Origin of the sequence: Rhizobium lentis, assembly GCF_017352135.1 — a bacterium.
Classification (GTDB): Bacteria; Pseudomonadota; Alphaproteobacteria; order Rhizobiales; family Rhizobiaceae; genus Rhizobium; species Rhizobium lentis.
Window position 1 is genome coordinate 1539901 of record NZ_CP071454.1, and the last position, 25202, is coordinate 1565102.

Below are 25202 nucleotides of genomic sequence, written 5' to 3' on the forward strand. Positions count from 1 at the left end.
GGATTTTCGTTTAATCGGCCGCGCGTGCGAGCGCGAGGCGGAAGCCGAAGCCAACAAGTGCGGCGCCGGTGATGCGGTTGAACCATTTGCCGCTGGCGATGAAGCGGTCACGGATCGCCTTGACCGTGAAGAAATAGGAGACGCCGGCAAACCAGGCGACGAGCGCCGTCGCCATGCCGATGCCGTAGGAGAATTGGATCAGCGCCGGGGTGTCGTGATGCACCAGCGTCGAAAACAGGGACAGGAAGAACAGCACCGGCTTCGGGTTCAGCGCATTGGTGATGAAGCCCATGCCAAGGCATTTCAGCACCGAGACCGGCTGGCGCCTTTCGGCCGCCACCTCGATCTCGCGCACTTTGAAGCCCGGCTCGCGGAACGAGTTGATGCCGAGATAAACGAGATAGGCGACGCCCGCCCATTTGATCGTCGCAAACAGCATCAGTGATTGCGACACGATGAGTCCGAGGCCGAGGATCGTATAGCTGACATGGAAGAGCAGCGAGATGCCCATGCCGAGCCCGGGCATAATGGCGGCACGGCGCCCATGAACGATGCTCTGGCGCAGAATGACAGCAAAATCGGCGCCCGGCGCGACAATGAAGATCGAGAAGACGGCCATCAGGCCGAGAAATTCGAACATGTAAGACATTGCTGTGTTTCGTCCTGTCGCTCTAGCGGCCGCCGCTCACGTTGAGGATTGTTCCCGTGACATAAGAGGCGGAAGAAGACAGGAGATAGAGGATCGCGTCCGCCACCTCCTCGGCAGTCCCCGCGCGCTGCATCGGGATCGATGATGCCATCTCGCGCGCCCGGTCCGGCAGCCCGCCCGAGGCATGCAGGTCGGTTTCGATGATGCCGGGGCGGATGGCATTGACGCGGATGCCCTCGGCAGCGACCTCGCGCGCAAGTCCGATCGTCAGCGTATCGATGGCCGCCTTCGAGGCGGCATAGTCGACATACTGCGCCGCTGAACCCAGAACCGCCGCCATCGAAGAGACATTGACGATCGCCCCGCCCCGCCCGCCATGTCGGCTCGACATGCGACGCACGGCTTCTCCCGCACAAAGGATAGAGCCGGTCACATTGATGCGCAGCATTCGTTCGATCCGCTCCGCCGACATCTCGTCGACCCGCTGCGGAAAGTCGACGACACCAGCGTTGTTGACGAGCCCGTCCAGCCGGCCGAAATGGCGATCGACGGCAGCAAACATCGAGATGATATCGGAAGCCTTGCCGACGTCTCCCTCGATCGCCACCGCTTCGCCGCCGGCCTCGGTGATCGCCGTGACGACGGCCTCCGCCGCCTTTCGGCTCGAAGCGTAATTTACCGCGACGCGCCAGCCCTGGCGCGCGGCGAGCCGCGCGACGGCGGCGCCGATGCCCCGGCTTCCGCCGGTCACGAGAAGAACAGGTGCATCACTCATGTCGCGCACTCCTTCAAGGTCAACACATCCCAGGGCGCCACGGAAGCCTTGCCATTGCCCCAGGCGCTCGATTCGCGAATGGCGGGACCGAGGCCGGGAAGCATGAGCTTTTCGGCGGCCTCTGCGCCTTCCGGCTGCAGATTGTCGATCTCGCCTTTGGCATTCATGCCATAGACGGCGCCCTGCCACACCGTGCAGGCGTCGAGATCGGCACCGGTCGCGTCGCCCTCGGGGCAGTTGAACATCAGGATGCCGATCGCGCGCACCGGATCTTCCGATGGCATGACATAACCTTCCATGATGACGGATGTCTTGAGCGCGCTGATCTTGAACTGGTTGCTGGCGGCAGCCGAGGGAGAATTCAGCGGCGCGAAGCGCAGTTCGTAGGCGCCGTCGCGGTCGACGTAGACGGCCCGTTCCTGCTTGCACTCGGCGCCGAAGGTGACAGCAGGCATGGCGAAAAACGTCGCGATTGCGATTGCGGCCACGCCCTTCCGTCCTGTCACGATGCCGATTCCTGTGCTCATTGTCCCGTCGGCTCTCTCCGCCCGTCGGCATTCTTGACCACGCCGAAATCCGTCAGCAGCACCAGCGGCCTGCCATCCTTGTCGAGCCCCCAGAAGACCGGATAGAACCCATCGCCCCAGCCGCTCCAGAACACCGCAACATTGCCCTTCTTGCCGGCGACCGGCCGGTGCAGCGCATAGTGGCCCTTGTTGGCATCGAGGTCCGAAGCCAGCACGTCGTCGTAATAATTGATGTCGGCATCCGGTTTCTGCGCCTGGACCTGCGCTTGACGCTCGTCGATCCGCGCCAGCGTATCGGCATCCATGTAGCAGCCGACGCCGGCATCGACGGGATAGCCGAAGATCTCGCCGTCCTTCAGCGTCGCCGGATCCTGGCCGGGCAGGACGGCAAGCTCCCAGTGATCCGGCTTACCCTCGGCAAAGCGCATGCCGGCGGCGGCAATGCGCCCGAAGGCCTGGTAGAGCGTGACCGGGTATTCCCCCGGTGCGACCGTCTTTGCGAGGGCCGGACGATCCGGCTGGGCGAGCGGATCGGCCGCGACGATGCGACCCGAGGTCAGTTCCACCTTGCCCATGTGGATCACGCCGATCGACCGTCCCGAGAGCTCGGTGTCGCCGAGCGCGACCAGCTCGAAATTACTGCTCGCTTTGCTGACATCCCAGCCGGCGGCCGCGACGGAGACCGGGGCATGCGCTGCGGCAGCGCAAAGAAGGAGGCGCGCCGCTTGCATGATCCGGTTCCGCATCGAAAGCTCCCTTAGAGATCGAGAACCAGACGTTCCGGATCCTCGAGGCTCTCCTTGACGCGCACGAGGAAGGTGACCGCTTCCTTGCCGTCGACGATGCGGTGATCGTAGGACAGTGCCAGATACATCATCGGGCGGATGACCACCTGGCCGCCGATCGCGACCGGCCGCTCCTGGATCTTGTGCATGCCGAGGATGCCGGACTGCGGGGCGTTGAGGATGGGCGACGACATCAGCGAGCCGTAGACGCCGCCATTCGAGATGGTGAAGGTGCCGCCCTGCATGTCGGCCATCGAAAGCTGGCCGTCGCGGGCTGCCTTGCCGAGGCGGCCGATTTCCTTTTCGATCTCGGCGATCGACATCTGGTCGGCGTCACGCACGATCGGAACCACCAGGCCCTTGTCGGTACCGACGGCGACGCCGATATGGCAGTAGTTCTTGTAGATGATGTCGGTGCCGTCGATCTCGGCATTAACAGCCGGAAGTTCCTTGAGGGCATGCGTCACGGCCTTGGTGAAGAAGCCCATGAAGCCGAGCTTGACGCCGTGCTTCTTCTCGAAAACGTCCTTGTACTTGTTGCGCAGGTCCATGACCGCCTTCATGTCCACCTCGTTATAGGTGGTCAGCATGGCGGCAGTGTTCTGCGCGTCCTTGAGGCGCTTGGCAATCGTCTGGCGCAGGCGCGTCATCTTCACGCGCTCTTCGCGGGAGGCGTCCTCGACCGTCGACGGGCCGCGTGCAGCCACAGGCGCTGCAGCGGGTGCGGCTGCCGGAGCGGAAATACCCCTGGCGACGGCGGCAATGACATCGCCCTTCAGCACCTGCCCGCGCTTGCCGCTGCCGTCGACCTGATCGGCGGAAAGGTTGTTTTCGGCAAGCATCTTCGAGGCCGCCGGGGCCGGCGGCATAGTGGAGACGGAGGCGCTCGACGACGCAGCAGCGACGGCAGCCGGCTGGGCGGCAGCGGCCGGAGCCGGCTGGGCGGGAGCGGCGGCCGGTGCAGCGGCAGCCGGAGCGGCGGCGGCGGCTGCACCTTCGGCGATCTGGCCGAGCAATGCGCCGAGGCCGACTGTTTCACCGGCGGCAGCGACGATTTCCGAGAGCGTGCCGGAGGTGGGGGCGGGAACTTCGATGGTCACCTTGTCGGTTTCGAGCTCCAGAATTGGCTCATCGGCCTTGATGGCGTCGCCGACCTTCTTGAACCAGGTGCCGACGGTTGCCTCGCTGACGGATTCACCGAGAGTTGGAACGCGGATTTCTGTGGCCATTATTCAAATCCTGATTTCGTGTGTTTTCGTTTATGCGTTTCAGACGGCGGGCGGCCGCAAAATGATCGAGGGCATCGGCAAGACATCGAAGCGGAAACCGAAGCCGGAAGTGACGATCGGATCGCCGTCGGCAAGAGCCTGCGCCGCCGCCCGATCCTCGACCTCGACGACTGCCATGCCGAAGGCGCCTTCACCCTCGAATACGGGGCCGACGATGATTGCCGATCCCGCAAGGGCGTGCCGATGCCAGTATTCGACATGGCGTTTCATCGCCGCCATTTCCTCCCCCGTTCCGTCATGCGGAAAAGTTGGGCGCGGCGGCAGCAGTCTCAGAAAGAAATAAGCCATTGCGCCCCCCTTGCCTTAACCGCCCAGTGCATCCTCGAGGAACGCGGCGAGCTGCGACAGATGTTTCGACATCAGGCCCGTCGCCGGCGAAGCGGCAGCCGGGCGGCCGGTGTAACGGACGCGCTGGTATTTCGCATCGATATGGGCAAGCACCCATTCGAGGAACGGGTCGATGAACGACCATGCGCCCATGTTCTTCGGCTCTTCCTGGCACCAGACCATCTCGGCATTGCGGAATCGCGACAGCTCGTTGATGAGCGCCTTTGCCGGGAACGGATAGAGCTGTTCGACGCGCAGGAGATAGATGTCGTCGATACCGCGCTTTTCGCGCTCTTCGAGAAGATCGTAATAGACCTTGCCGGAGCACATGACGACGCGGCGGATCTTGTTGTCCTTCTGCAGCTTGATCGGGCCGTCCTTGATCACCTCGGCATCGTCCCACAGCAGGCGATGGAAAGCCGATTCGCCGGCCAGTTCGGCAAGCGTGGAGACGGCCCGCTTGTGGCGCAGCAGCGACTTCGGCGTCATCAGGATCAGCGGCTTGCGGAAGTCGCGCTTCAGCTGCCGGCGCAGGATGTGGAAGTAGTTCGCCGGCGTCGTGACGTTGGCGACCTGCATGTTGTCTTCCGCACAGAGCTGCAGGAAACGTTCCAGGCGAGCCGAGGAGTGCTCCGGCCCCTGACCCTCATAACCGTGCGGCAGCAGGCAGACGAGGCCGGACATGCGCAGCCACTTGCGTTCGCCCGACGAGATGAACTGGTCGAACACCACCTGCGCGCCGTTGGCGAAATCGCCGAACTGCGCCTCCCAGAGCGTCAGCGCGTTCGGGCGGGCCAGCGAATAGCCGTATTCGAAGCCGAGAACGGCTTCTTCCGAAAGCATCGAGTTGATGACTTCGTAACGGGCCTGCGTCGGCGCAAGATTGGCGAGCGGAATGTAGCGCTCTTCGGTTTCCTGATCGTAGAGGACCGAATGACGCTGCGAGAAGGTGCCGCGTTCGCAGTCCTGACCGGACAGGCGGATCTTGTGGCCTTCGACGACGAGCGAACCGAAAGCCAGCGCTTCGGCCATCGCCCAGTCGATGCCCTCGCCGCTGGCGATCATGTTGGCGCGGTTTTCCATGAAACGCTGGATCGTGCGGTGCGCATTGAAGCCAGCCGGGATCTCCGAGAGTTTGCGGCCGATCTCCTTCAGCGTCTTCATCGGCATAGCGGTCTTGCCGCGGCGCTGCTCGTCGGCATTGTCGGCGGTGCGCAGGCCCGACCATTCACCATCAAGCCAGTCGGCCTTGTTCGGCTTGTAGTGCTGGCCCGCATCGAACTCCTGCTCGAGATGCGCGCGCCAATCGGCCTTCATCTTCTCGACTTCGCCGTCGGTGAGCAGGCCTTCGGCAACGAGGCGCTCGGCATAGAGCTGCAGCACCGTCTTGTGGCCGCGAATGACCTTGTACATCTTCGGCTGCGTGAAGGACGGCTCGTCGCCTTCATTGTGGCCGTAGCGGCGATAGCAGAACATGTCGAGCACCACAGGCTTGTGGAACTTCATGCGGAATTCGGTGGCGATCTTGGCCGCATAAACCACGGCTTCCGGATCGTCGCCGTTGACGTGCAGGATCGGGGCTTCGATCATCTTGGCGACGTCGGACGGATAGGGCGACGAGCGCGAAAAGGCAGGGTTCGTCGTAAAGCCGATCTGGTTGTTGATGATGACGTGCATGGTGCCGGCAACACGGTGGCCGCGCAGACCGGACAGGCCGAGTATTTCAGCAATGACGCCCTGGCCGGCAAAGGCCGCGTCGCCGTGGATCAGGAGCGGCAGAACCTTTGCGCGTTCGGAGAGCGGAATGATGTCGCCGTCCCAGACGGTGGCGCTCATATCCTGCTTGGCGCGGGCCTTGCCCATGACGACGGGATCGACGATTTCGAGATGCGAGGGGTTCGCGGTCAGCGAAACGTGCACCTTGTTGCCATCGAATTCACGGTCGGAGGATGCACCGAGATGGTACTTGACGTCGCCGGAGCCTTCGACTTCATCGGGTGCGTAGGAGCCGCCCTTGAATTCGTGGAAGATGGCGCGGTGCGGCTTGCCCATGACCTGGGAGAGCACGTTCAGGCGGCCGCGATGGGCCATGCCGAACACGGCTTCCTTGAGGCCGAGATGGCCGCCGCGCTTCAGGATCTGTTCGAGCGCCGGGATCAGCGATTCACCGCCATCGAGGCCGAAGCGCTTGGTGCCCTTGAACTTGACGTCGAGGAACTGCTCGTAACCTTCGGCTTCGACGAGCTTCGCAAGGATCGCCTTCTTACCTTCAGCGGAGAACGCCACGCCCTTGTCAGGGCCTTCAATGCGCTCCTGGATCCAGGCCTTCTCCTCAGGATTGGAGATGTGCATGAATTCAACGCCGAGCGTCGAACAGTAGGTGCGCTCGAGGATCTCGATCATTTCCCTGAGGGTCGCGTATTCCAGGCCGAGCACGTTGTCGATGAAGATTTTGCGATCGTAATCGGCTGATGTGAAGCCGTAATTTTCCGGCGAAAGCTCGCGATAGTCGTCGACGGCCGCGGCGATGCCGAGCGGATCGAGCTTGGCATGCAGATGGCCGCGCATGCGGTAGGCGCGGATCATCATGATGGCGCGAACGGAATCGCGCGTCGCCTGCAGCACGTCGGTGCCATCGGCGGGCTTGCCCTCGGCGGCGGCCTTCGCCTTCACCTTGGTCTCGATCACCTTCTCGACGATGCCCCAGTCACCGTCGAGCGCCGACACCAGATCGCCGCCGGCCTGCAGCGGCCAGTTCTTCTTGCGCCAGGAAGCACCCTTGGCCGCCTTCTTCACATCGGCAGGATCGTCTTCCAGCGCCTTGAAGAAAGTGCGCCACTGATCATCCACCGACGCCGGATCCTCTTCGTAGCGCGCATAGAGCTGCTCGATATAGGCCGCGTTGGCGCCATCCAGAAACGAGGTGATCTGAAACTGCTCGTTGGCTTCTTGCCGTGCCATGGTGATATGCGAACGCTTCCGTCCGCCTCCTGACTGTGATGATTTTGCCGGATTGATCGCCGGCTGCCGCATTCCGTTCGCCGCCTGTCCGCGGCGCATCTGCTGGTCTGATGTTTTCGAACCGGGCGGAAGGCGCAGATGCCGTTCCTCCGCCCGGCCTGTAAAGTGGCTTCAGCCCTTGAGGACTTCAACCAGCGTCTTGCCGAGGCGGGCCGGCGACGGCGACACCTTGATGCCTGCCGATTCCATCGCCGCGATCTTCGATTCCGCGTCGCCCTTGCCGCCGGAGACGACAGCGCCGGCATGGCCCATGGTGCGGCCCTTCGGTGCGGTACGGCCGGCGATGAAGCCGGCCATCGGCTTCTTGCGGCCCTTCTTGGCTTCGTCCTTGAGGAACTGAGCCGCATCTTCTTCAGCCGAGCCGCCGATTTCGCCGATCATGATGATCGACTGCGTGGCTTCGTCGGCCAGGAACATCTCGAGCACGTCGATGAACTCGGTGCCCTTGACCGGGTCGCCGCCGATGCCGACGGCCGTCGTCTGGCCGAGCCCTTCATTGGAGGTCTGGAAGACGGCTTCGTAGGTCAGCGTGCCCGAGCGGGAAACGATACCGACCGAACCCTTGCGGAAGATCGAGCCCGGCATGATGCCGATCTTGCATTCTTCCGGCGTCAGGATGCCCGGGCAGTTGGGCCCGAGCAGACGCGAGCTGGAGCGGTCGAGGCGAGCCTTGACGCGCACCATGTCCATGACCGGGATGCCTTCGGTGATGCAGGTGATGAACGGGATCTCGGCGTCGATCGCCTCGATGATGGCGTCGGCGGCGCCTGCCGGCGGAACGTAGATGACGGTCGCGTCGGCGCCGGTCTTTTCCTTGCCTTCGGCCACGGTCGCAAAGATCGGCAGGCTTTCGCCCTTGGCGCCGGTCCAGGTTTCGCCGCCCTTCTTCGGGTGGATACCGCCGACCATCTGGGTGCCGTAATAGGCGAGCGCCTGTTCGGTGTGGAACGTGCCGGTCTTGCCGGTCAGACCCTGAACGAGGACCTTGGTGTCTTTGTTGACGAGAATAGACATTCTTTCGATCCCTCAAATTAGCCGTTGATCGCCGCGACGATCTTCTTGGCGGCATCGTCCAAGTCGTCGGCCGCCGTGATCGCGAGACCCGACTCGTTCAGGATCTTCTTGCCAAGCTCGACATTGGTGCCTTCAAGGCGCACGACGAGCGGAACCTTCAGGCCGACTTCCTTGACTGCGGCAATGACGCCCTCGGCGATAACGTCGCACTTCATGATGCCGCCGAAGATGTTGACGAGAATGCCTTCGACCTTGGGGTCGGCGGTGATGATCTTGAAGGCCGCAGCGACCTTCTCCTTGCCGGCGCCACCGCCGACGTCGCAGAAATTGGCCGGCTCCTTGCCGTAGAGCTTGATGATGTCCATCGTCGCCATGGCAAGGCCCGCGCCGTTGACCATGCAGCCGATATTGCCGTCGAGCGCGACATAGGCGAGGTCCCACTTGGAAGCCTCGATTTCCTTGGCGTCCTCTTCGGTTTCGTCGCGCAGCGTCCTGACGTCGTCGTGACGGAAGAGCGCGTTGCCGTCGAAGGACATCTTCGCGTCGAGAACGCGCAGATGGCCATTCTTCATGACGATCAGCGGATTGATTTCGAGAAGCGACATGTCCTTCTCGTTGAACGCCCTGTAAAGCAGCGGGAAGAGCGACTTGGCGTCTTCCGCGGCAGCACCTTCGAGCTTGAGCGCGGCGGAGATCTTGGCCACGTCGGCGGCCGTTACGCCGGCTTCCGGGTCGATGGCGATCGTCTGGATCTTCTCAGGCGTGTCGTGGGCGACAGCCTCGATGTCCATGCCGCCTTCGGTGGAGACAACGAAGGCGACCTTGCCGACCGAGCGGTCGACCAGCAGCGAGCAATAGAGTTCGCGTTCGATGTCGGCGCCGTCCTCGATGTAGAGGCGGTTGACCTGCTTGCCGGCTTCGCCGGTCTGCGCGGTCACCAGCGTGTTGCCGAGCATTTCCTTGGCGTTGGCGACCACGTCCTCGATCGACCTGGCGAGACGCACGCCGCCCTTGGCTTCCGGCGACAGTTCCTTGAACTTGCCCTTGCCGCGACCGCCGGCATGGATCTGGCTCTTGACCACGTAAAGCGGACCGGGAAGCGACTTGGCGGCAGCCTCGGCCTCTTCGACCTTGAGAATTGCCACGCCCTCGGCAACCGGAGCGCCATAGCCCTTCAGCAGAGCCTTGGCCTGATATTCATGAATGTTCATGGGTCTATCCCTGTTTCGATTACTTCAGCGCCAATTACTTGAGGGCAGGCGCGATGTTGATGCAGGCTTCGCAGAGACCGGCGACGGCAGCCACCGACTTGTCGAAGGCCTCCTTCTCGGTCTTGTTGAGATCGATCTCGATGACGCGCTCGACGCCGCCGGCGCCGATGACCGTGGGAACGCCGACATACATGTCCTTGACGCCGTACTGACCGGTCAGGTGGGCAGCGCAGGGCAGTACGCGCTTCTTGTCCTTGAGGTAGGATTCAGCCATTTCAATCGCCGAGGCAGCCGGTGCATAGTAGGCCGAGCCCGTCTTCAGCAGGCCGACGATTTCGGCGCCGCCGTCACGGGTGCGCTGGATGATTTCTTCGAGGCGCTCCTTGGTGACCCAGCCCATGGTAACGAGGTCGGTGAGCGGAATGCCGCCGACGGTCGAGTAGCGGGCGAGCGGCACCATCGTGTCGCCATGGCCGCCGAGAACGAAGGCCGTTACGTCCTGGACGGAAACGTTGAATTCCTTGGCGAGGAAGAGGCGGAAGCGCGAGGAGTCGAGAACGCCGGCCATGCCGACGACCTTGTTGGCCGGAAGGCCGGAAAACTTCTGCAGCGCCCAGACCATGGCGTCGAGCGGGTTGGTGATGCAGATCACGAAGGCGTTGGGCGCGTACTTCTTGATGCCGGCGCCGACCTGCTCCATGACCTTGAGGTTGATGCCGAGAAGATCGTCGCGGCTCATGCCCGGCTTGCGCGGAACGCCGGCGGTGACGATGCAGACATCAGCGCCTTCGATCGCCGAATAGTCGCTGGCGCCGGTCAGGTTGGCGTCGAAGCCTTCGACGGGCGAGGACTGCGCGATGTCTAGGCCCTTGCCCTGGGGAATGCCGTCCGCGATGTCGAAGAGGACGATGTCGCCCAGCTCCTTCAGGCCGGCGAGATGCGCCAGCGTGCCACCAATCATGCCAGAACCAATGAGTGCGATCTTGTTACGCGCCATTTCGCTGTTTCCTTTGCGATCAAATTCGTCGAACGAGGCTGCAAGGCACCGCTCAATGACGCAATCGCATAGACCCAAAGGCTAAAAATGGCAATCCATTAATTTTGATGCAGCATTTTCAATCGTTTAGATAGGAAAATTCTTACGTAAACGTAAGATATTTTGTCACCAGATTGTTACTCTGCGGCCCGCTTTTCATGGTGCAGCGCAAGATATTCAGCGCTCCTCATTTCGAAAAGTCGTGATGTCGTGCGGTCGAATTCGAAGCCCTCGGTGCCGCGCCGTTCCACGAGCAGTTCCTCGGGCATGGCCGCGGCGGAAATGTAAAGCCGCACGGCGTGATCATAGAGCGCATCGACCAGAATGATGAACCGCTTGATCTGGTTCCGCTTTTCCGGGCCGAGCAGAGGAATGCGCTCGATGAAGACCGTGTCGAAGCGTTCGGCAATGGCAAGAAAATCAGTTGCCCCGAGTGGCTTGTCGCAGAGATCGGCGAAAGAAAACCGCGCCATGCGGTCGACGGCAAGCGGCACATGGATGGAGCGCCCTTTCATGGGAATATCGAGGGGCTGCGCCTTGCGCCCATGCAGCGCCTGCGTCCAGGACGCCTCCATCGCCATATCGTTGTGCTCGTTGATCGGCACCAGATAGACCGGCTGGCTGTTCAGCTTCTCCATCCGATAGTCGGTCGGCGAATCCAGGGTGACGACATCGACATGCTGCTTGAGCAGGGCGACGAAAGGCAGAAAGAGACCGCGGTTAAGGCCGTCCTTATAGAGATTGTCAGGCTCGACATTCGAGGTGGCGACGAGCACGCATCCCCGCGCGAAGAGCTCGGAGAACAGCCGCGACAGGATCATCGCGTCGGCAATGTCTGTGACCGTGAATTCGTCGAAGCAGAGGAGCTCCGCTTCCTCGTAGAGGGCAGCGGCGACCGGCGGCATCGGGTCGGCCTGCTTCGTCTCGCCGTTCTTGAGCTTCAGCCGGTGCGCCGCAATGCGGTTGTGCACATCCGCCATGAATTCGTGGAAATGCGCCCGCCGCTTCTTCCGGCAGGGCGCCATCGAGAAGAACATATCCATCAGCATGGTCTTGCCGCGTCCGACGCTGCCGTGAATATAGAGCCCCTTGATACCGTCAGCAGGCTTCTTCTTGCCGGCGAACAGCCAGCCAAGCGCGCTCGATTTTGCCGCCGGCCGCCGCTGCTTCAGCCCGGCAAGCACCCTATCGAGGTTTTTCGCCACGCTCATCTGGGCGGAATCGACCTGCAGCGCACCGGAAAGCGTCAGCGATTTAAGCTGTTCGCAAACGCTGAGCGCATAATCTGGTATTGGCTGCATGAGGGCATGTCCGCCTGTCAGTCATCGGCGGAAACCGCCGGATCGTTTCCCGCGCCGTTGGTTTACCGGCTGAGGCTGATCTGCTGACCCGTACTCGTCTGGCCTTGGAAGCGATTGTCGGCCGTCTTGTAGACGCTGCCGATCTGGTTGCCCGAACGGTCCTTGAGCAGCACCTGCTTGCCCGCGACTTCCCAGGAGCCCATCGCCGTCAACTCACCGACGCAGCCGCGCGTGCCGCCACGCGACCCACTGCCGAGATTGGTGAGCGTCAGGAACATGTCGCAGCTGCCATTGACGCGCCAGTTTCCGACCATCGATTCCTTGGTGACATCGAGCGCATTCGCGGCAACCGCGCCGGCTTGCGCACCCGGCATCGGCGCCGTCGCTGTCGGCGCCGCCGGAAACTGCGAGCCGCCCGTTGGCGGCGGAAGCTGCCCGCCCTGCACTGAGGGAACCGGCTGCGCCGTCAACGGCGCCGGTGCGGCGCTAGGAGAGTTGGAGCTGTAATCATATGCCGTACGCTGACAACCGGCTAGCGCGAGAGCCACCCCCAGACCTGTCATCGCATATCGCAACTGCATCATCATACTCCTGAAATTCGGCTGTCACCGCAGAGAAACGGACGTGAGACAAGATCCGATTATCGTAATTCGCTTTGGTTAATCAAGTCGGGCTGCATAAATTGCCCGTGACAACAACTAACCGAAAAACGATACGGTTCAACTGCCCCGCTGCAAAACTTCCTGCACGTAGAATTTGTCAGCAAGGTGTTGCGCCCGTTCATCTCTGACAGGATCCCGGGCCGACCGCCCCGCCAGCGCCTCGACCTCAACCCGCGACGGCTTCGGGATCGAAGCCATCTATTCCGTCATCGGCTACAACGCCGACTAAACCCGGCGCTCGACCATCATCTTCTTGATTTCGGCGATCGCCTTGGCCGGGTTGAGGCCCTTCGGGCAGGTCTGCGCACAGTTCATGATCGTGTGGCAGCGGTAGAGTCGGAACGGATCCTCGAGATTGTCCAGACGCTCGCCGGTCGCCTCGTCTCTGGAATCGATAAGCCAGCGATAGGCCTGCAGCAGAACGGCCGGGCCGAGGTAGCGGTCGCCGTTCCACCAGTAGCTCGGACAGGAAGTCGAGCAGCAGGCGCAGAGGATGCATTCGTAGAGACCGTCGAGCTTTTGTCGGTCCTCGTGGCTCTGCTTCCATTCCGTGGCCGGCGCCGGCGACACGGTTTTCAGCCAGGGCTCGATCGAACGATGCTGGGCATAGAAGTTGGTGAGGTCGGGAACCAGGTCCTTGACGACGGGCATATGCGGCAGCGGATAGACCTTCACAGCGCCCTTGATGTCGTCGAGGCCCTTGGTGCAGGCAAGCGTGTTCGTGCCGTCGATATTCATCGCGCAGGAGCCGCAGATGCCCTCGCGACAGGAGCGGCGCAGCGTCAGCGTCGGGTCGATCTTGTTCTTGACGTAGAGCAGGCCGTCGAGCACCATCGGGCCGCAATCGTCGACATCGATATAGAAGGTGTCGATCGACGGGTTCTGACCGTCATCCGGGCTCCAGCGGTAGACGCGGAACTCGCGGGTGTTCGTCGCACCCGCCGGCTTCGGCCAGACCTTGCCTTCGCGCATCTGAGAATTCTTGGGGAGAGCGAGTTCAACCATGCCAGGTTCCTCTTGAAATCAGTAGACGCGCGCTTTCGGCTCGATCTTGTGCGGATCGATGCCGTCGGCGATCAGTTCGGTGTGGACCGGCCGGTAATCGAGCTTCACATCGCCCGCCTCGTTCACCCAGGCAAGCGTATGCTTGCGCCAGTTGACGTCGTCACGGCCGGAGAATGCCCCCTCGGTATAGTCCTCGCGGGCATGCGAACCGCGGCTTTCCTTGCGGGCTTCGGCGCCGTAGATCGTCGTGATGGCGTTGGCCATCAGGTTCTGCAGTTCGAGCGTTTCCACGAGGTCGGAGTTCCAGACCATCGAACGGTCGGTGACCTTGAGATCGGCCATTTCCTGCCAGATCGCCGAAATGCGCCGGCAACCGGATTCCAGCGATTCCTGGGTGCGGAACACCGCGGCGTCTTCCTGCATGGCGCGCTGCATCTTCTCGCGAAGCGCAGCCGTCGGCGTGCCGCCGCTGGCGTGACGCAGGCCGTCGAAGCGGTCCATGATCTTGTCGCAGGCCGCGACATTGAGATGGGGAACCGGGGCTGCGCGGTCGATGACCTCGCCGGCGCGGATTGCGGCGGCACGGCCGAAGACCACGAGGTCGATCAGCGAGTTGGAACCGAGGCGGTTGGCGCCGTGCACCGAGGCGCAGCCTGCTTCGCCGACGGCCATCAGGCCGGGGATGATCCGTTCCGGATTGGCGCCGTCGGCATTCAGCACTTCGCCCCAATAGTTGGTCGGAATGCCACCCATATTGTAATGAACGGTCGGCAGAACCGGGATCGGCTCTCGCGTGACGTCGACGCCGGCAAAAATCTTGGCGCTCTCGGAAATGCCCGGCAGCCGCTCATGCAGCACGGCCGGATCGAGATGGTCGAGATGCAGGAAGATGTGATCCTTGTTTTTGCCGACGCCGCGGCCTTCGCGGATCTCGAGCGTCATGCAGCGCGAGACGACGTCGCGCGACGCAAGGTCCTTGGCCGACGGCGCGTAACGCTCCATGAAGCGTTCGCCCTCGGAATTGACGAGGTAGCCGCCTTCGCCGCGGGCTCCCTCGGTAATCAGACAGCCCGAACCATAGATGCCGGTCGGATGGAACTGCACGAATTCCATGTCCTGCAGCGGCAGGCCGGCGCGCGCCACCATGCCGCCGCCGTCTCCGGTGCAGGTATGGGCTGATGTCGCCGAAAAATAGGCGCGGCCGTAGCCGCCGGTCGCCAGCACCACCATCTTGGCGGCGAAGCGATGAATTGTGCCGTCATCGAGGCACCAGGCGACGACGCCGGTGCAGCGGCTGCCGTCTTCCGACATGATCAGATCGAGCGCGAAATACTCGATGAAGAATTCTGCGTTGTGGCGCAGCGACTGGCCGTAAAGCGTGTGCAGGATGGCGTGGCCGGTGCGGTCGGCGACGGCGCAGGTGCGCTGCACCGGCGGGCCCTCGCCGTAATTCTGCATGTGGCCGCCGAACGGGCGCTGGTAGATCTTGCCTTCTTCGTTGCGCGAGAACGGCACGCCATAATGCTCGAGCTCATAGACCGCCTTCGGCGCTTCCATAGTGAGATACTGCATGGCGTCGACGTCGCCGAGCCAGTCGGAACCCTTGACGGTGTCGTAAAGGTGCCACTGCCAGCTGTCGGGCGTCATGTTGCGCAGCGAAGCGGCGATGCCGCCCTGGGCTGCAACCGTGTGCGAGCGGGTCGGGAACACCTTGGTGATGCAGGCGGTGCGGAAACCCTGCTCGGCCATGCCGAGCGTGGCGCGCAAGCCCGCGCCGCCGGCGCCGACGACGATCACGTCGTAGGAGTGATCGACATATTTGTAGGCCTTGCCGTTCTGGGCGGGTGAAGTCGGTGCCATGTCGAGCTTATCCTACGAATGCGATTTTCAGAATGGCGAAGAGACAGAGGCCGGCGATCACGATCGCAAAGAACGTGTTCAGCATCAAAAGGGCGATCTTGCCGAATTCGCCGTGCACGTAATCCTCAATGATCACCTGCATGCCGAGCTTCATATGGACGACGCCGGAGATCACCATCAATCCCATGACGACGGCGACAAAGGGGTTGGACAGCGCGCGAACCACGTCCGCATAGGGCGCGCCGGCATAGGCGATCATGAAGATGACGAAGAAGAGGATGAGCGGAATATTGGAGACGGCCGTCAGCCGCTGACGCCAGAAATGGCTCGTGCCTTCCTTGGCGGAGCCGAGCCCGCGAACTTTGCCGAGGGGGGTGCGCATATCCATGAGAGGACCTTCAGAAGCGAATGAGGAAACCGATCACCCAGACCAGAACGGTCAGACAGAGCGACCCGACAATGTTGGCGATGGCAAGCTTGGTCGAGACTTCCTTCTCGAAACCGTAGCCGAGGTCCCACATGAGATGGCGGAACCCGCCGAGCATGTGGTGCAGCAATGCCCAGGTATAACCGAGAAGCACGAGCTTGCCGAGAAGACTGCCGAGCACCCAGTTGGCCCAGTCGTAAGAGCCCTGGCCGCTTGCGGCCGCGATCAGCCACCAGGCGACGAGCAGCGTGCCAACGTAAAGCGCACCACCGGTGATGCGGTGGACGATGGACATGACCATGGTGGGAATAAGCTTGTAGACTTGCAAATGCGGCGACAGGGGCCGGTTATTTGTCACGTTCGCCATCAGAACCTCGCGGCGGCTTCTCTGCGCTCCCGTTTTCCGGAGCATGCTCAGTCAACCACACGAATGACGAAATTTTCTGTGTGCGTTGCATCAATTGCGACGTTTACTCACGGAAAAGCCGGACGACAAGCACAATCGCTGTCTGCATTTAATTTAATCGATTCGGGTTACCGCGAAGTCTGCGGCTCATTCAAACTCGTCTTTTGCACTCAATATTCCTGCCGCTCTTCCGGCGATAATGGACAAGCTGCCGGTTTTGGCGCAATCTCGCGTTAAAGATTTGTTAACGATTGGATTTCCGGAGACCGGCGCCATGTCTCGTAGTCTGTCCGCAGTCACCCTGCTCGCGCTCGCAGCACTTGCCGCACTTCCCGCCACAGCGGGCGAACGTCGTCATGATGATCGATTTTTCGGGCATCGCCACGCTTTCCACGGCGGATTGCTTCTCGGCAAACAGGTGAGCTGGCGCAATCGCGGCATCCGCTTCAACGATTTCTATGCGCATCGCCACGGCCGAAACCGGATGCCGATGCTGACCCGCTATTCGTCAGCAGCGACAAATCGCGTGGTCCGCAGCAATCTCATTGTCGTCGTGCCCCAGGCGCCGGCCGACAGCGGCGACACCTATTCCGGCTCTTCCTATGCCTATCAGGTCGACGGCGGCACCTATGTCGGCGGTTATGGCTACGGCTTCTCCTCCCCCGTCCGGCCTGAGCCGCTGGCGCCGAAGGCGAAAGTCATCGACGTCGCCGTCCAGGACGATCCTTGCGCCTATGAGGCCAATGTCTGCGTCATCCGGCCTTAAATATTTGAGGCAAAGCGCCAAACGGTCGTCTTCTTGATTTCGCTGTCCTCCAGCGCCCGCGTCACCGGAACCTGATAGACCGCGCAAAACTCCAATCGATCCCGAGGCAGGTAGCTGCGCCCGGGATCGCCGACGAGCACCGGCTTGCCTTCGGCGACCAGCCGGTCAAACCAAGGCACGAGCGCATCGGCAAAAGCCCGCTCGTAGAAAACATCGCCGGCAAGCACGATATCCGCATCGACTGCCTGTCCGATGAGATCGGCGCCGGCAAATCCGAGTGAAACCCTATTGACCGCCGCATTCAGCCGGATCGCCGTTTCCGCCCAGGGATCGATATCGCTGGCGGTAACCTCGAGGGCGCCAGCAATGACCGCCGCAATGCCAACGAGGCCGGAACCGCTGGCGAAATCCAGCACGCGCTTCCCGCGCACCGTCTCCGGATGATCGAGAACATAGCGCGCCAGCCCCTGCCCGCCCGCCCAGGCGAAAGCCCAGAAGGGCGGCGGCAGGCCGATCGCCTCCAGCTCCTCCTCCGTCTTCAGCCAGAGTTCATGCGCCTCGCTTGCGAGATGCAGCGAAATCTCCGGTACGTGCGGCGGCGCCATCACGCTGGTATTGGCACGGATGAAGGCTTCCGGATCGGTTTTCAACGCGGCGGGTTGTCCAGCCCGCCCATGCGGCAGATTTCGAGATATTCGTCCTCGGTCACCGGCTGCACCGAAAGCCGCATTGAGGTGACGAGCGACATCTTGGCGAGCTTGTCGCTCGCCTTCACGTCCTTCAGTGTCACCGGCTTCGGCATGTCCATGACGGCGCGAATATCGACGCAATCCCACTTCGGATCGCCTTTGGCGGTGGAATCGGGATGTGACAGCGCGCAGACCTCGACAATGCCAACGATCTCCAGCCCGTCATTGGAATGGTAGAAGAAGCCCTTGTCGCCGATCTGCATCGCCCGCATATTGTTGCGCGCCAGATAATTGCGCACGCCCGTCCATTCCGTGCCCTTGTCGCCGGCAGCCTTCTGCTGCTCCCACGACCAGGAGGCCGGCTCGGATTTATAGAGCCAGTGCGCCATGCTTATGCCTCCGGTTTGTTGAAGACCCAGTTGAAGGGTTTGACCTCGACGCTTTCAAACAACCCTGCCTTGGCGTAGGGGTCGGCATCGCCGAGCGCCTTAGCTTCTTCCGCCGTCTCAGCCGTCACCATGACCAGGCTGCCGCAGGCCTTGCCTTCGTCGTCGAGGAAGGGACCGGCCATGGCGAGCTTGCCTTCGGCATTGAGCTTGTTGAGATAGTCGAGATGCGTCGGCCGCGTCTCCAGGCGGATGTTCAGATGTCCCGGCTTGTCTTTGCAGAGAAGGGCGAAAAGCAAGTCTGTTCTCCTATTCGGTGGTGATGGGACGCGTCATCAACTGCTCGATGGCGTCTGATATCTCGAGCCTGCCGTCGATGATGGCAGAGACGGCGTCGGTTATCGGCATGCTGATCGCCAATTCCGCCGCAAGCCGGGAAGCGATCGAGGCGGCGAGCGCGCCTTCGACCAACGGGCCTTGCAAGGGATCGGCTTTTTCGCCGCGTCCGAGCGCAATGCCGAAGCGCAGGTTACGCGATTGATGGCTCGTTGCCGTCAGCACCAGATCGCCGAGACCGGAAAGCCCGCGCACCGTATCCGCCTTCCCGCCCTTGGCCACCACGAAACGCGACATTTCCGCAAGCCCGCGCGCAATCAGCGCCGCGCGTGCGGAATCACCGATGCCCCGGCCTTCGACAATGCCGCAGGCGATCGCCAGCACGTTCTTCAGCGCGCCGCCGAGCTGCACGCCGATCCGATCGTCGGAGGCGTAGAGCCGGAAGGTCCGGCCTGATATCGCCTGCGCGAGCCGCTCCGCGGTCTCCATATCCGCCGCTGCGATCGCCATTGCCGTCGGCAGGCCTTTGGCGATGTCGGCGGCAAAGCCCGGACCGGAGAGCACGGCGATGCTGTGGCCCGGCAGTTCCCGCTCCAGCATGTCGGTCAAAAGATTTCCGGTCGCCCGTTCGATGCCCTTGGCGCAGGTGACGAGGATGGCATCCTTCGCAAGATAGGGGCCGTATTGCCGCGCCGCATCGGCCTGGGCCTGCGACGGCATCGCAAAAAGCACGATCGAGGCGCTGGCGACCGCCTCAGCCTCGGCGGAAAATTCCAGGGTGTCGGGCAGGGTAATGCCGGGCAGCACCGCATCATGCAACCGTTCGCTCTTCAGGTCGGCGATCAACGATGGATCGCGCCCGACGAGCGTTACCGCACTGCGGCCGGCAAGGGCGATGACGGTGGCAAGCGCCGTGCCGAAAGCACCCGATCCGACGACGGCGATCGTTTCGCTCATGCCTTGGCCCCTCGTTTTCCAAAACCGATCAGCGTTTCCGCCTTGGAATCGAGCGGCCAGCGCGAACGCGGCTGCACGTCGAGCGCGTCGGGCTGAGCACCTGTGGCCATGCGCTCCAGTCCCGCCCAGGCGATCATCACGGCATTGTCGGTGCAGAGATGCAGCGGCGGTGCAATGAAACGGAAGCCATTCTTGTCGCAAAGTGCCTGCAATGTGCCGCGCAGTTCGAGATTGGCGGCGACACCGCCGGCAACGACGAGCGCCGGTTTCTCGCCGGCAGCCGGGAACGTCGCCGCAAATTCCGTCTTGAACCGCCGCAGGCCACGACCGATGCGGTCCTTCAGCGTGCGCGAAATCGCCTTCTGGAACGAGGCGCAGATATCAGCAACGTCCTGATCGCTGAGCGGCGCGATCTCTTGTGCGGCTTGCCGCACCGCCGTCTTCAGGCCGGAGAAGGAAAAGTCGAGCCGTGCCTCGCCGACGAGCGGGCGCGGAAAATCGAAACGATCGGCATTCCCATCCCGCGCCATCCGCTCGACGGCCGGCCCGCCGGGATAGGGAAGCCCAAGCAGCTTCGCCGTCTTGTCGAAGGCTTCGCCGAGCGCATCGTCGATCGTCGTGCCCCAGCGCTCATATTCTCCGACGCCGCGCACCAGGATGAGCTGGGTATGGCCGCCGGAGACGAGCAGCATCAGATAGGGAAATGAAAGCCCGTCCGTCAGCCGTGCCGTCAGCGCGTGGCCCTCGAGATGGTTGACCGCGTAAAGCGGTTTGCCGGCGGCCCTGGCGATTGCCTTGCCGGTCATCAGCCCCACAAGCAGTCCGCCGATCAGCCCCGGCCCCGAAGTGGCGGCGACGGCGTCGATATCGGCCAGCGACACATTGGCGCGCTTCAGCGCCTCCTCGATGAGCTCGTCCAGCGCCTCGACATGGGCGCGTGCGGCAATCTCCGGCACCACGCCGCCATAGGCGCTATGCTCGTCGAGCTGGGAAAGCACGACATCGGAGAGAACATTGGAATGCCCTTTTGCATCGCGCTCGACAACGGCGGCGGCGGTCTCGTCGCAGCTCGTTTCAATGCCAAGGATACGCAGATAGGGAACCATGAGCCTGTTCGTTGATTGCGATAGAACGGAAACCCGTTTACGAGAACTCCGGTAACAACGGAACAGAGCGGATGCAAACAAAACCTTTCCGGATCGGCACGCGAGGCAGCCCGCTGGCGCTTGCCCAGGCGCATGAGGCCCGTGACAGGCTGATGGCGGCGCACAATCTGCCTGAAGAGATGTTCGAGATCGTCGTGCTGACGACCAAGGGCGATCGCATCACCGACCGCTCGCTGGCCGAGATCGGCGGCAAGGGCCTCTTCACCGAGGAACTCGAACAGAAGCTTGCCGCGGGCGAGCTGGATTTCGCCGTGCATTCCGCCAAGGACATGCCGACGCACCTGCCGGACGGCCTTCATCTCTCCGCCTATCTGCCGCGCGAGGATATCCGCGACGCCGTCGTCGGCCGCACCGCCCGCAAACTGATCGACCTGCCGCATGGCGCGACCGTCGGCTCTTCATCGCTCCGCCGGCAGGCGCTTATCCGCCGCATGCGGCCGGACATCAATGTCATCACCTTCCGCGGCCTGGTCGAGACGCGCCTACGCAAGCTGGAAGAGGGCCAGGCCGACGCCACCCTGCTGGCGCTTGCCGGCCTCAAGCGCCTTGGCAAGGTCGAGGTGATCACCGATATTCTCGAACCCGACACCTTCCCGCCGGCGCCGGCCCAGGGTGCGATCTGTATTGAAAGCCGCATCGGCGATGTGAGGGTCGACGATCTGCTGGCGGCCGTCAACGATGCTTCGACCTTCGACACGGTCTCCTGCGAACGCGCCTTTCTCGCGGCTCTTGATGGCTCCTGCCGCACGCCGATCGGCGGTTATGCCGTCTGTGAAGGCGACCTGATCCGTTTCTCCGGCCTCATCATCACGCCCGATGGCCGCAGCCAGCATGCGGTGACGACCGACGGCCACCGCCGCGATGCCGCGGCCCTCGGGACCCGCGCCGGCCAGGACGTGCGCGCCAGAGCCGGCAGCGCTTTCTTCGACGACTGGCGCTGAAGCCGACATGCGCGTGCTCGTCACCCGCCCCGCGCATTCAGCCGAGCGAACCGCACAACGTCTGCGCGAAATGGGTCATGAGCCGCTGCTGCTGCCGCTGCGACAGCCGCTGCATGACGCCGCCGCTGCCGCAAAGGCGCTTGCCGCCACCGGCGGCGCGATCGCGGTGACCAGCGCTGAAGCTCTCCGGGTCGTTTCAGGACTTGGCGAGAACCTTCGCCCGCATCTTGACCGCCCGCTTTTTGCGGTCGGGGAAACGACGGCGAAAGAAGCGGAAAGCCTCGGCTTCCAATCGGTTTTCGTATCTTCCGGCAATGGACGTGATCTTGCCGATCTTGTCGCAGCACAAGGTGCGGACGGTTTGCTCTATCTTACCGGCATGCCGCGCGCCGAGACTTTCGAGCAAGGGCTGCGCGAAAGCGGCATCCGCTTTTCTGTCGCCGAGTGTTATCGTATGCAGCCGGCAGCGCCCGGCCCGGCCGAGATCGCGGCGATTTTTTTGGGCGGCCAACCGGACGTCATTCTCTTCTATTCCAGGCAGACAGCCGACGATTTCTTTCGCCTGCCGCAGTTGCGAGCAACCCTGCGGAAGCAGGACGCAATCCGCCTTCTCTGCCTCAGCGAGGCAGTGGCGCAGGCGATTCCGGCGGCCCTGAGAAAAAACGTCGCGATTTCGTCGATGCCGGATGAGAAAAGTCTTTTGTCGCTGCTTTGAAGGCTTTAGCGGCCCAAATTTGATCTAACCTCTTCCCTTAACTGGCATCACTGTCTAGTTTCGTTGCAATGCAGAATAAAGAGGATCTCATGGTATCGGGAAATCCGCCACGCCATTCCAAGAGCGCCGACGAGCCGGTCACGATCGACCTCAATTCACAGGAATTCGCTTCTGCAGCCTATACCGAAAAGCCAGCGGAGAATGATCCCGGCATCGCCGACGATGGCGGCACGCCGCCTGAAACGGATATTGCGCCGCCCTCCGAACAGGAAGACGATCCGGTGGCCGAGGCCCGGGAAGAACGGTCGCCTGAGCCTGCCTTTACGCCTGCCCCCGAACAGGCAGCGCCAAGAGGCGCCGCTACCTCAAGCCTTATCGCGGCCGGCATCTTCGGCGGCCTCGTCGCCCTGCTTGGCGCAGGCGCCATTCAATATGCCGGTTACCTCCCGGGTTCCTCCTCGCAACAAACGTCCTCGCCCGAGATCGCCGACCTTTCCGGCGAGATCGACGGCCTGAAACAGACCGTCGCCAATCTTGCCGCCAGCCCGGCGAGCGGCGACGACGCCGCGCTTGAAAAGCGCATCGCCGCGCTGGAAACAGCGGCGCCGGCAGCCGGCGCGCCGGGCGATTCGGCAAACGTCGAGGCACTCAACCAGAAGATTGCGGAGCTGAGCAGCCAGCTCGACCAGCTGCGCGCGACGCTCGCTCAGTCTTCCGAGCAGCAGACGACCAGTGGCGCCGATATCGCCAAGCGCCTCGACGAGGCCGAGAGGAAGCTGAACGAGCCGCGCGAAGATGTCGCCGTTGCCCGCGCGATCGCGGCTGCTGCCCTCAAGGCGGCGATCGATCGCGGCGGTCCGTTCCTGGCCGAGCTCGACACTTTCGCCGGCGTCGCACCCGACGATCCCGCCGTTGCCGACCTGCGCGCTTTTGCCGAGACCGGCGTTCCCTCCCGTGCCGAGCTGATCCGTCAGGTTCCCGACGTTGCGACCGCCATCGTCGAAGCCGTCAACCAGCCGGACCCGAACCAGAGCTGGTCGGACCGGCTGATGGCGAGCGCGAAATCGCTGGTCACCGTCCGCCCCGTCGGCAACATCGAAGGCGAAAACATCGAAGCGATCGCCGCCCGCATGGAGGACAAGGTGAAGAACGGCGATCTGCCCGGTGCTTCCTCCGAATGGAACAACCTGCCCGCTCCCGGCAAGCAGGTCTCCGCCGCCTTCAAGCAGTCGCTGGAGGCGCGCATCCGCGTCGAAGAGTTGGTCGGCGGGGCATTGTCGAAGGCAGTCACCGGCACCGGCAAGGAAGGGTGAGACCATGATCAGGCTTGTCGTCTTCGCCGTTCTCGTGTTGCTTCTCGCCTACGGCTTCTCCTGGTTCGCCGATCGTCCCGGCGATCTCTCCTTGGTCTGGGAAGGCCAGATCTATCAGACGAAGCTGATCGTTGCCGTGAGCGCGATCATCGCCCTCATCGCCGCCGTCATGATCGCCTGGTGGTTCGTCCGGCTGGTCTGGACCTCGCCGCATTCGGTGACCCGCTATTTCCGCGCCCGCAAGCGCGACCGCGGCTATCAGGCGCTGTCGACCGGCCTGATTGCCGCCGGCGCCGGCAATGCGTTGCTCGCGCGCAAGATGGCGGCCCGCTCGCGCGGCCTCATCCGCGCCGATCAGGAGCCGCTGATCAACCTGCTCGAGGCCCAGGCTGCCCTGATCGAAGGCCGGCATGACGAGGCGCGCGCCAAGTTCGAAGCCATGGCCAACGATCCCGAGACGCGTGAGCTCGGCTTGCGCGGCCTCTATCTGGAAGCCCGCCGCCTTGGCGCCAACGAGGCCGCCCGCCAATATGCCGAGAAGGCTGCCGACAACGCGCCCTACCTGCCGTGGGCCGCACAGGCGACGCTCGAATATCGCAGCCAGGCCGGCCGCTGGGACGATGCAATCCGTCTGCTCGAACAGCAGAAGGCCGCTCGCGTCGTCGAAAAGGCCGAGGCCAACCGCCTGCACGCCGTGCTCCTGACGGCGCGCGCCGCCGAGAAGTTGGAAAGCAATCCGGCCGGCGCCCGCGACGATGCCCTGCAGGCACTGAAGCTTGCCGCCGATTTCATTCCGGCCACCCTCGTTGCCGCGAAGGCATTGTTCCGCGAAGGCGGCCTGCGCAAGGCGGCTTCCATCCTCGAACAGGCATGGAAATCCGGACCTCATCCCGAGATCGGCCAGGCCTATGTCAGAGCCCGCAGCGGCGATTCCACGCTCGACCGGCTGAAGCGCGCCGAGCGGCTGGAAGCGATGCGGCCGAACAATGTCGAATCCCTTCTGGTCGTTGCCCAGGCGGCGCTCGACGCGCAGGAATTCGCCAAGGCGCGCGCCAAGGCGGAAGCGGCGGCACGCATCGAGCCGCGTGAAGCCGCCTTCCTGCTTCTGGCCGACATCGAGGAAGCCGAGACCGGCGACCAGGGCCGCGTGCGCCACTGGTTGGCCCAGGCGCTGAAGGCGCCGCGCGATCCCGCCTGGGTGGCCGACGGTTTCGTCTCCGACAAATGGCTGCCGGTGTCGCCCGTTACCGGCCGTCTCGACGCCTTCGAATGGAAGGCGCCTTTCGGCCAGATCGAGGGACCGCTCGAAGACGGTTCGGCGCCGGCTGCGATCGAAACCGCCTTGAAGACCTTGCCGCCGCTACGTGACGTCAGGCCGGAAAGCCCGGTCAACGACCATCGCATTATCGAACTTGAACGCGCGGCAACGATTGCCGAAGCTGTGCGCCCTGCCCCGGCGCCGACACGAACGCCGGCGAAACCAAAAACCGTGGAGCCCTCCGTCAGCGATAAGGCGGCAGCACCGAATGAAGCAAAGCCGTTCTTCGGCGGGCTGCCGGATGATCCCGGCGTTCGCGATCCCAAGGTGGAACCGGAACCCAAGACACGGCTCCGCCTTTTCTGAAATGGAACGAAACC

At 63.0% G+C, this 25202-nt stretch carries 26 protein-coding genes; 5 read left to right on the forward strand and 21 right to left on the reverse strand.

From position 1 onward, the window contains the following. Positions 1 to 10 precede the first annotated feature (10 nt). From J0663_RS07380 to sdhC, 16 genes are all read right to left on the reverse strand, one after another. Complete coding sequence (locus J0663_RS07380; protein WP_207243774.1) at positions 11 to 649, reverse strand: LysE family transporter; 639 nt, start codon at positions 647 to 649, stop codon at positions 11 to 13. Positions 650 to 671: 22 nt separating this feature from the next. After that, entirely contained in the window at positions 672 to 1424 is a 753-nt protein-coding gene (locus J0663_RS07385; RefSeq protein ID WP_207243775.1) for an SDR family oxidoreductase, read from the reverse strand. After that, entirely contained in the window at positions 1421 to 1951 is a 531-nt protein-coding gene (locus J0663_RS07390) for a hypothetical protein (protein WP_207243776.1), read from the reverse strand. The genes J0663_RS07385 and J0663_RS07390 overlap by 4 nt, the downstream gene beginning before the upstream one ends. Continuing rightward, the gene (locus tag J0663_RS07395; protein WP_207243777.1) at positions 1948 to 2697 is read right to left on the reverse strand and encodes a DUF4241 domain-containing protein; all 750 of its coding nucleotides are present in this window, start codon (positions 2695 to 2697) and stop codon (positions 1948 to 1950) included. Before J0663_RS07395 ends, J0663_RS07390 begins: the two co-directional genes overlap by 4 nt. A gap of 11 nt (positions 2698 to 2708) precedes the next feature. Continuing rightward, a complete protein-coding gene (odhB, locus tag J0663_RS07400; RefSeq protein WP_207243778.1) occupies positions 2709 to 3965 on the reverse strand; it encodes a 2-oxoglutarate dehydrogenase complex dihydrolipoyllysine-residue succinyltransferase in 1257 nt (418 codons plus the stop codon). 39 nt (positions 3966 to 4004) lie between these two features. Next, the gene (locus J0663_RS07405; protein WP_207243779.1) at positions 4005 to 4313 is read right to left on the reverse strand and encodes a YciI family protein; all 309 of its coding nucleotides are present in this window, start codon (positions 4311 to 4313) and stop codon (positions 4005 to 4007) included. 15 nt (positions 4314 to 4328) lie between these two features. Further along, positions 4329 to 7313, reverse strand: coding sequence for a 2-oxoglutarate dehydrogenase E1 component (locus tag J0663_RS07410; RefSeq protein WP_207243780.1), 2985 nt, complete (start codon positions 7311 to 7313; stop codon positions 4329 to 4331). Between the two features lie 171 nt (positions 7314 to 7484). Next, entirely contained in the window at positions 7485 to 8387 is a 903-nt protein-coding gene (gene sucD / locus J0663_RS07415) for a succinate--CoA ligase subunit alpha (RefSeq protein WP_207243781.1), read from the reverse strand. 17 nt (positions 8388 to 8404) lie between these two features. Further along, positions 8405 to 9598 carry an ADP-forming succinate--CoA ligase subunit beta gene (gene sucC, locus J0663_RS07420; protein WP_207243782.1) on the reverse strand — a complete coding sequence of 398 codons (1194 nt, stop codon included), beginning with the start codon at positions 9596 to 9598 and terminating at the stop codon, positions 8405 to 8407. A 34-nt stretch (positions 9599 to 9632) separates the two neighbouring features. Then, on the reverse strand, positions 9633 to 10595 hold the full coding sequence (gene mdh / locus J0663_RS07425) for a malate dehydrogenase (RefSeq protein WP_004679265.1): 963 nt from the start codon (positions 10593 to 10595) through the stop codon (positions 9633 to 9635). A gap of 176 nt (positions 10596 to 10771) precedes the next feature. After that, positions 10772 to 11935 (reverse strand): cell division protein ZapE, encoded by a 1164-nt coding sequence (zapE, locus tag J0663_RS07430; RefSeq protein WP_207243783.1) that lies wholly within the window; start codon positions 11933 to 11935, stop codon positions 10772 to 10774. Positions 11936 to 11997: 62 nt separating this feature from the next. Further along, positions 11998 to 12516, reverse strand: a complete 519-nt coding sequence (locus tag J0663_RS07435) for a protease inhibitor Inh/omp19 family protein (protein WP_207243784.1) — start codon at positions 12514 to 12516, stop codon at positions 11998 to 12000. Between the two features lie 306 nt (positions 12517 to 12822). Beyond that, positions 12823 to 13602: a succinate dehydrogenase iron-sulfur subunit gene (locus J0663_RS07440; protein ID WP_207243785.1), complete on the reverse strand. Its 780-nt coding sequence runs from the start codon at positions 13600 to 13602 to the stop codon at positions 12823 to 12825. 18 nt (positions 13603 to 13620) lie between these two features. Then, entirely contained in the window at positions 13621 to 15462 is a 1842-nt protein-coding gene (gene sdhA / locus J0663_RS07445; protein WP_207243786.1) for a succinate dehydrogenase flavoprotein subunit, read from the reverse strand. A gap of 7 nt (positions 15463 to 15469) precedes the next feature. Then, a complete protein-coding gene (gene sdhD, locus J0663_RS07450) occupies positions 15470 to 15850 on the reverse strand; it encodes a succinate dehydrogenase, hydrophobic membrane anchor protein (protein WP_037142070.1) in 381 nt (126 codons plus the stop codon). A gap of 10 nt (positions 15851 to 15860) precedes the next feature. Continuing rightward, positions 15861 to 16256 carry a succinate dehydrogenase, cytochrome b556 subunit gene (gene sdhC, locus J0663_RS07455; protein ID WP_207243787.1) on the reverse strand — a complete coding sequence of 132 codons (396 nt, stop codon included), beginning with the start codon at positions 16254 to 16256 and terminating at the stop codon, positions 15861 to 15863. 313 nt (positions 16257 to 16569) lie between these two features. Between sdhC and J0663_RS07460 the strand changes: the two genes are divergently transcribed. Beyond that, positions 16570 to 17061 carry a hypothetical protein gene (locus tag J0663_RS07460; protein WP_207243788.1) on the forward strand — a complete coding sequence of 164 codons (492 nt, stop codon included), beginning with the start codon at positions 16570 to 16572 and terminating at the stop codon, positions 17059 to 17061. Here J0663_RS07460 and J0663_RS07465 read toward each other — a convergent pair. From J0663_RS07465 to tsaD, 5 genes are read right to left on the reverse strand one after another with little or no spacing between them, the layout of a single operon-like run. Continuing rightward, positions 17058 to 17711 carry a class I SAM-dependent methyltransferase gene (locus J0663_RS07465; protein WP_207243789.1) on the reverse strand — a complete coding sequence of 218 codons (654 nt, stop codon included), beginning with the start codon at positions 17709 to 17711 and terminating at the stop codon, positions 17058 to 17060. The two genes, J0663_RS07460 and J0663_RS07465, sit on opposite strands and share 4 nt — an antisense overlap. After that, entirely contained in the window at positions 17708 to 18139 is a 432-nt protein-coding gene (locus J0663_RS07470; RefSeq protein WP_207243790.1) for an EVE domain-containing protein, read from the reverse strand. Before J0663_RS07470 ends, J0663_RS07465 begins: the two co-directional genes overlap by 4 nt. A 2-nt stretch (positions 18140 to 18141) precedes the next feature. Next, positions 18142 to 18435 (reverse strand): YciI-like protein, encoded by a 294-nt coding sequence (locus J0663_RS07475; protein ID WP_207243791.1) that lies wholly within the window; start codon positions 18433 to 18435, stop codon positions 18142 to 18144. A 10-nt stretch (positions 18436 to 18445) separates the two neighbouring features. Continuing rightward, on the reverse strand, positions 18446 to 19429 hold the full coding sequence (locus J0663_RS07480; protein ID WP_207243792.1) for an NAD(P)H-dependent glycerol-3-phosphate dehydrogenase: 984 nt from the start codon (positions 19427 to 19429) through the stop codon (positions 18446 to 18448). After that, positions 19426 to 20535: a tRNA (adenosine(37)-N6)-threonylcarbamoyltransferase complex transferase subunit TsaD gene (gene tsaD / locus J0663_RS07485; RefSeq protein WP_207243793.1), complete on the reverse strand. Its 1110-nt coding sequence runs from the start codon at positions 20533 to 20535 to the stop codon at positions 19426 to 19428. Before tsaD ends, J0663_RS07480 begins: the two co-directional genes overlap by 4 nt. A 71-nt stretch (positions 20536 to 20606) precedes the next feature. On the opposite strand from tsaD, the gene hemC reads away from it, so the two are divergent. The 4 genes from hemC (at position 20607) to J0663_RS07505 (ending at position 25188) form a co-directional block, all read left to right on the forward strand. Further along, positions 20607 to 21536: a hydroxymethylbilane synthase gene (gene hemC, locus J0663_RS07490; RefSeq protein WP_207243794.1), complete on the forward strand. Its 930-nt coding sequence runs from the start codon at positions 20607 to 20609 to the stop codon at positions 21534 to 21536. Between the two features lie 7 nt (positions 21537 to 21543). Continuing rightward, entirely contained in the window at positions 21544 to 22251 is a 708-nt protein-coding gene (locus tag J0663_RS07495) for a uroporphyrinogen-III synthase (protein WP_207243795.1), read from the forward strand. A gap of 68 nt (positions 22252 to 22319) precedes the next feature. Continuing rightward, entirely contained in the window at positions 22320 to 23564 is a 1245-nt protein-coding gene (locus J0663_RS07500) for a COG4223 family protein (RefSeq protein ID WP_207243796.1), read from the forward strand. Positions 23565 to 23568: 4 nt separating this feature from the next. Beyond that, positions 23569 to 25188, forward strand: a complete 1620-nt coding sequence (locus J0663_RS07505; protein ID WP_207243797.1) for a heme biosynthesis protein HemY — start codon at positions 23569 to 23571, stop codon at positions 25186 to 25188. Positions 25189 to 25202 lie beyond the last annotated feature (14 nt).

What these genes read in the sequence shown, in the direction of transcription:
- J0663_RS07435 (WP_207243784.1), bottom strand. Translation starts at nt 12,516, where the DNA reads ATGCAGTTGCGATATGCGATGACAGGTCTGGGGGTGGCTCTCGCGCTA.
- J0663_RS07500 (WP_207243796.1), top strand. Translation starts at nt 22,320, where the DNA reads ATGCAGAATAAAGAGGATCTCATGGTATCGGGAAATCCGCCACGCCAT.
- odhB (WP_207243778.1), bottom strand. Translation starts at nt 3,965, where the DNA reads ATGGCCACAGAAATCCGCGTTCCAACTCTCGGTGAATCCGTCAGCGAG.
- J0663_RS07385 (WP_207243775.1), bottom strand. Translation starts at nt 1,424, where the DNA reads ATGAGTGATGCACCTGTTCTTCTCGTGACCGGCGGAAGCCGGGGCATC.
- J0663_RS07505 (WP_207243797.1), top strand. Translation starts at nt 23,569, where the DNA reads ATGATCAGGCTTGTCGTCTTCGCCGTTCTCGTGTTGCTTCTCGCCTAC.
- J0663_RS07460 (WP_207243788.1), top strand. Translation starts at nt 16,570, where the DNA reads ATGTCTCGTAGTCTGTCCGCAGTCACCCTGCTCGCGCTCGCAGCACTT.
- J0663_RS07405 (WP_207243779.1), bottom strand. Translation starts at nt 4,313, where the DNA reads ATGGCTTATTTCTTTCTGAGACTGCTGCCGCCGCGCCCAACTTTTCCG.
- sucC (WP_207243782.1), bottom strand. Translation starts at nt 9,598, where the DNA reads ATGAACATTCATGAATATCAGGCCAAGGCTCTGCTGAAGGGCTATGGC.
- sdhA (WP_207243786.1), bottom strand. Translation starts at nt 15,462, where the DNA reads ATGGCACCGACTTCACCCGCCCAGAACGGCAAGGCCTACAAATATGTC.
- hemC (WP_207243794.1), top strand. Translation starts at nt 20,607, where the DNA reads ATGCAAACAAAACCTTTCCGGATCGGCACGCGAGGCAGCCCGCTGGCG.
- J0663_RS07395 (WP_207243777.1), bottom strand. Translation starts at nt 2,697, where the DNA reads ATGCGGAACCGGATCATGCAAGCGGCGCGCCTCCTTCTTTGCGCTGCC.
- J0663_RS07440 (WP_207243785.1), bottom strand. Translation starts at nt 13,602, where the DNA reads ATGGTTGAACTCGCTCTCCCCAAGAATTCTCAGATGCGCGAAGGCAAG.
- J0663_RS07410 (WP_207243780.1), bottom strand. Translation starts at nt 7,313, where the DNA reads ATGGCACGGCAAGAAGCCAACGAGCAGTTTCAGATCACCTCGTTTCTG.
- mdh (WP_004679265.1), bottom strand. Translation starts at nt 10,595, where the DNA reads ATGGCGCGTAACAAGATCGCACTCATTGGTTCTGGCATGATTGGTGGC.
- J0663_RS07480 (WP_207243792.1), bottom strand. Translation starts at nt 19,429, where the DNA reads ATGAGCGAAACGATCGCCGTCGTCGGATCGGGTGCTTTCGGCACGGCG.
- zapE (WP_207243783.1), bottom strand. Translation starts at nt 11,935, where the DNA reads ATGCAGCCAATACCAGATTATGCGCTCAGCGTTTGCGAACAGCTTAAA.
- sucD (WP_207243781.1), bottom strand. Translation starts at nt 8,387, where the DNA reads ATGTCTATTCTCGTCAACAAAGACACCAAGGTCCTCGTTCAGGGTCTG.
- sdhC (WP_207243787.1), bottom strand. Translation starts at nt 16,256, where the DNA reads ATGGCGAACGTGACAAATAACCGGCCCCTGTCGCCGCATTTGCAAGTC.
- J0663_RS07390 (WP_207243776.1), bottom strand. Translation starts at nt 1,951, where the DNA reads ATGAGCACAGGAATCGGCATCGTGACAGGACGGAAGGGCGTGGCCGCA.
- sdhD (WP_037142070.1), bottom strand. Translation starts at nt 15,850, where the DNA reads ATGGATATGCGCACCCCCCTCGGCAAAGTTCGCGGGCTCGGCTCCGCC.
- J0663_RS07380 (WP_207243774.1), bottom strand. Translation starts at nt 649, where the DNA reads ATGTCTTACATGTTCGAATTTCTCGGCCTGATGGCCGTCTTCTCGATC.
- J0663_RS07495 (WP_207243795.1), top strand. Translation starts at nt 21,544, where the DNA reads ATGCGCGTGCTCGTCACCCGCCCCGCGCATTCAGCCGAGCGAACCGCA.
- tsaD (WP_207243793.1), bottom strand. Translation starts at nt 20,535, where the DNA reads ATGGTTCCCTATCTGCGTATCCTTGGCATTGAAACGAGCTGCGACGAG.
- J0663_RS07470 (WP_207243790.1), bottom strand. Translation starts at nt 18,139, where the DNA reads ATGGCGCACTGGCTCTATAAATCCGAGCCGGCCTCCTGGTCGTGGGAG.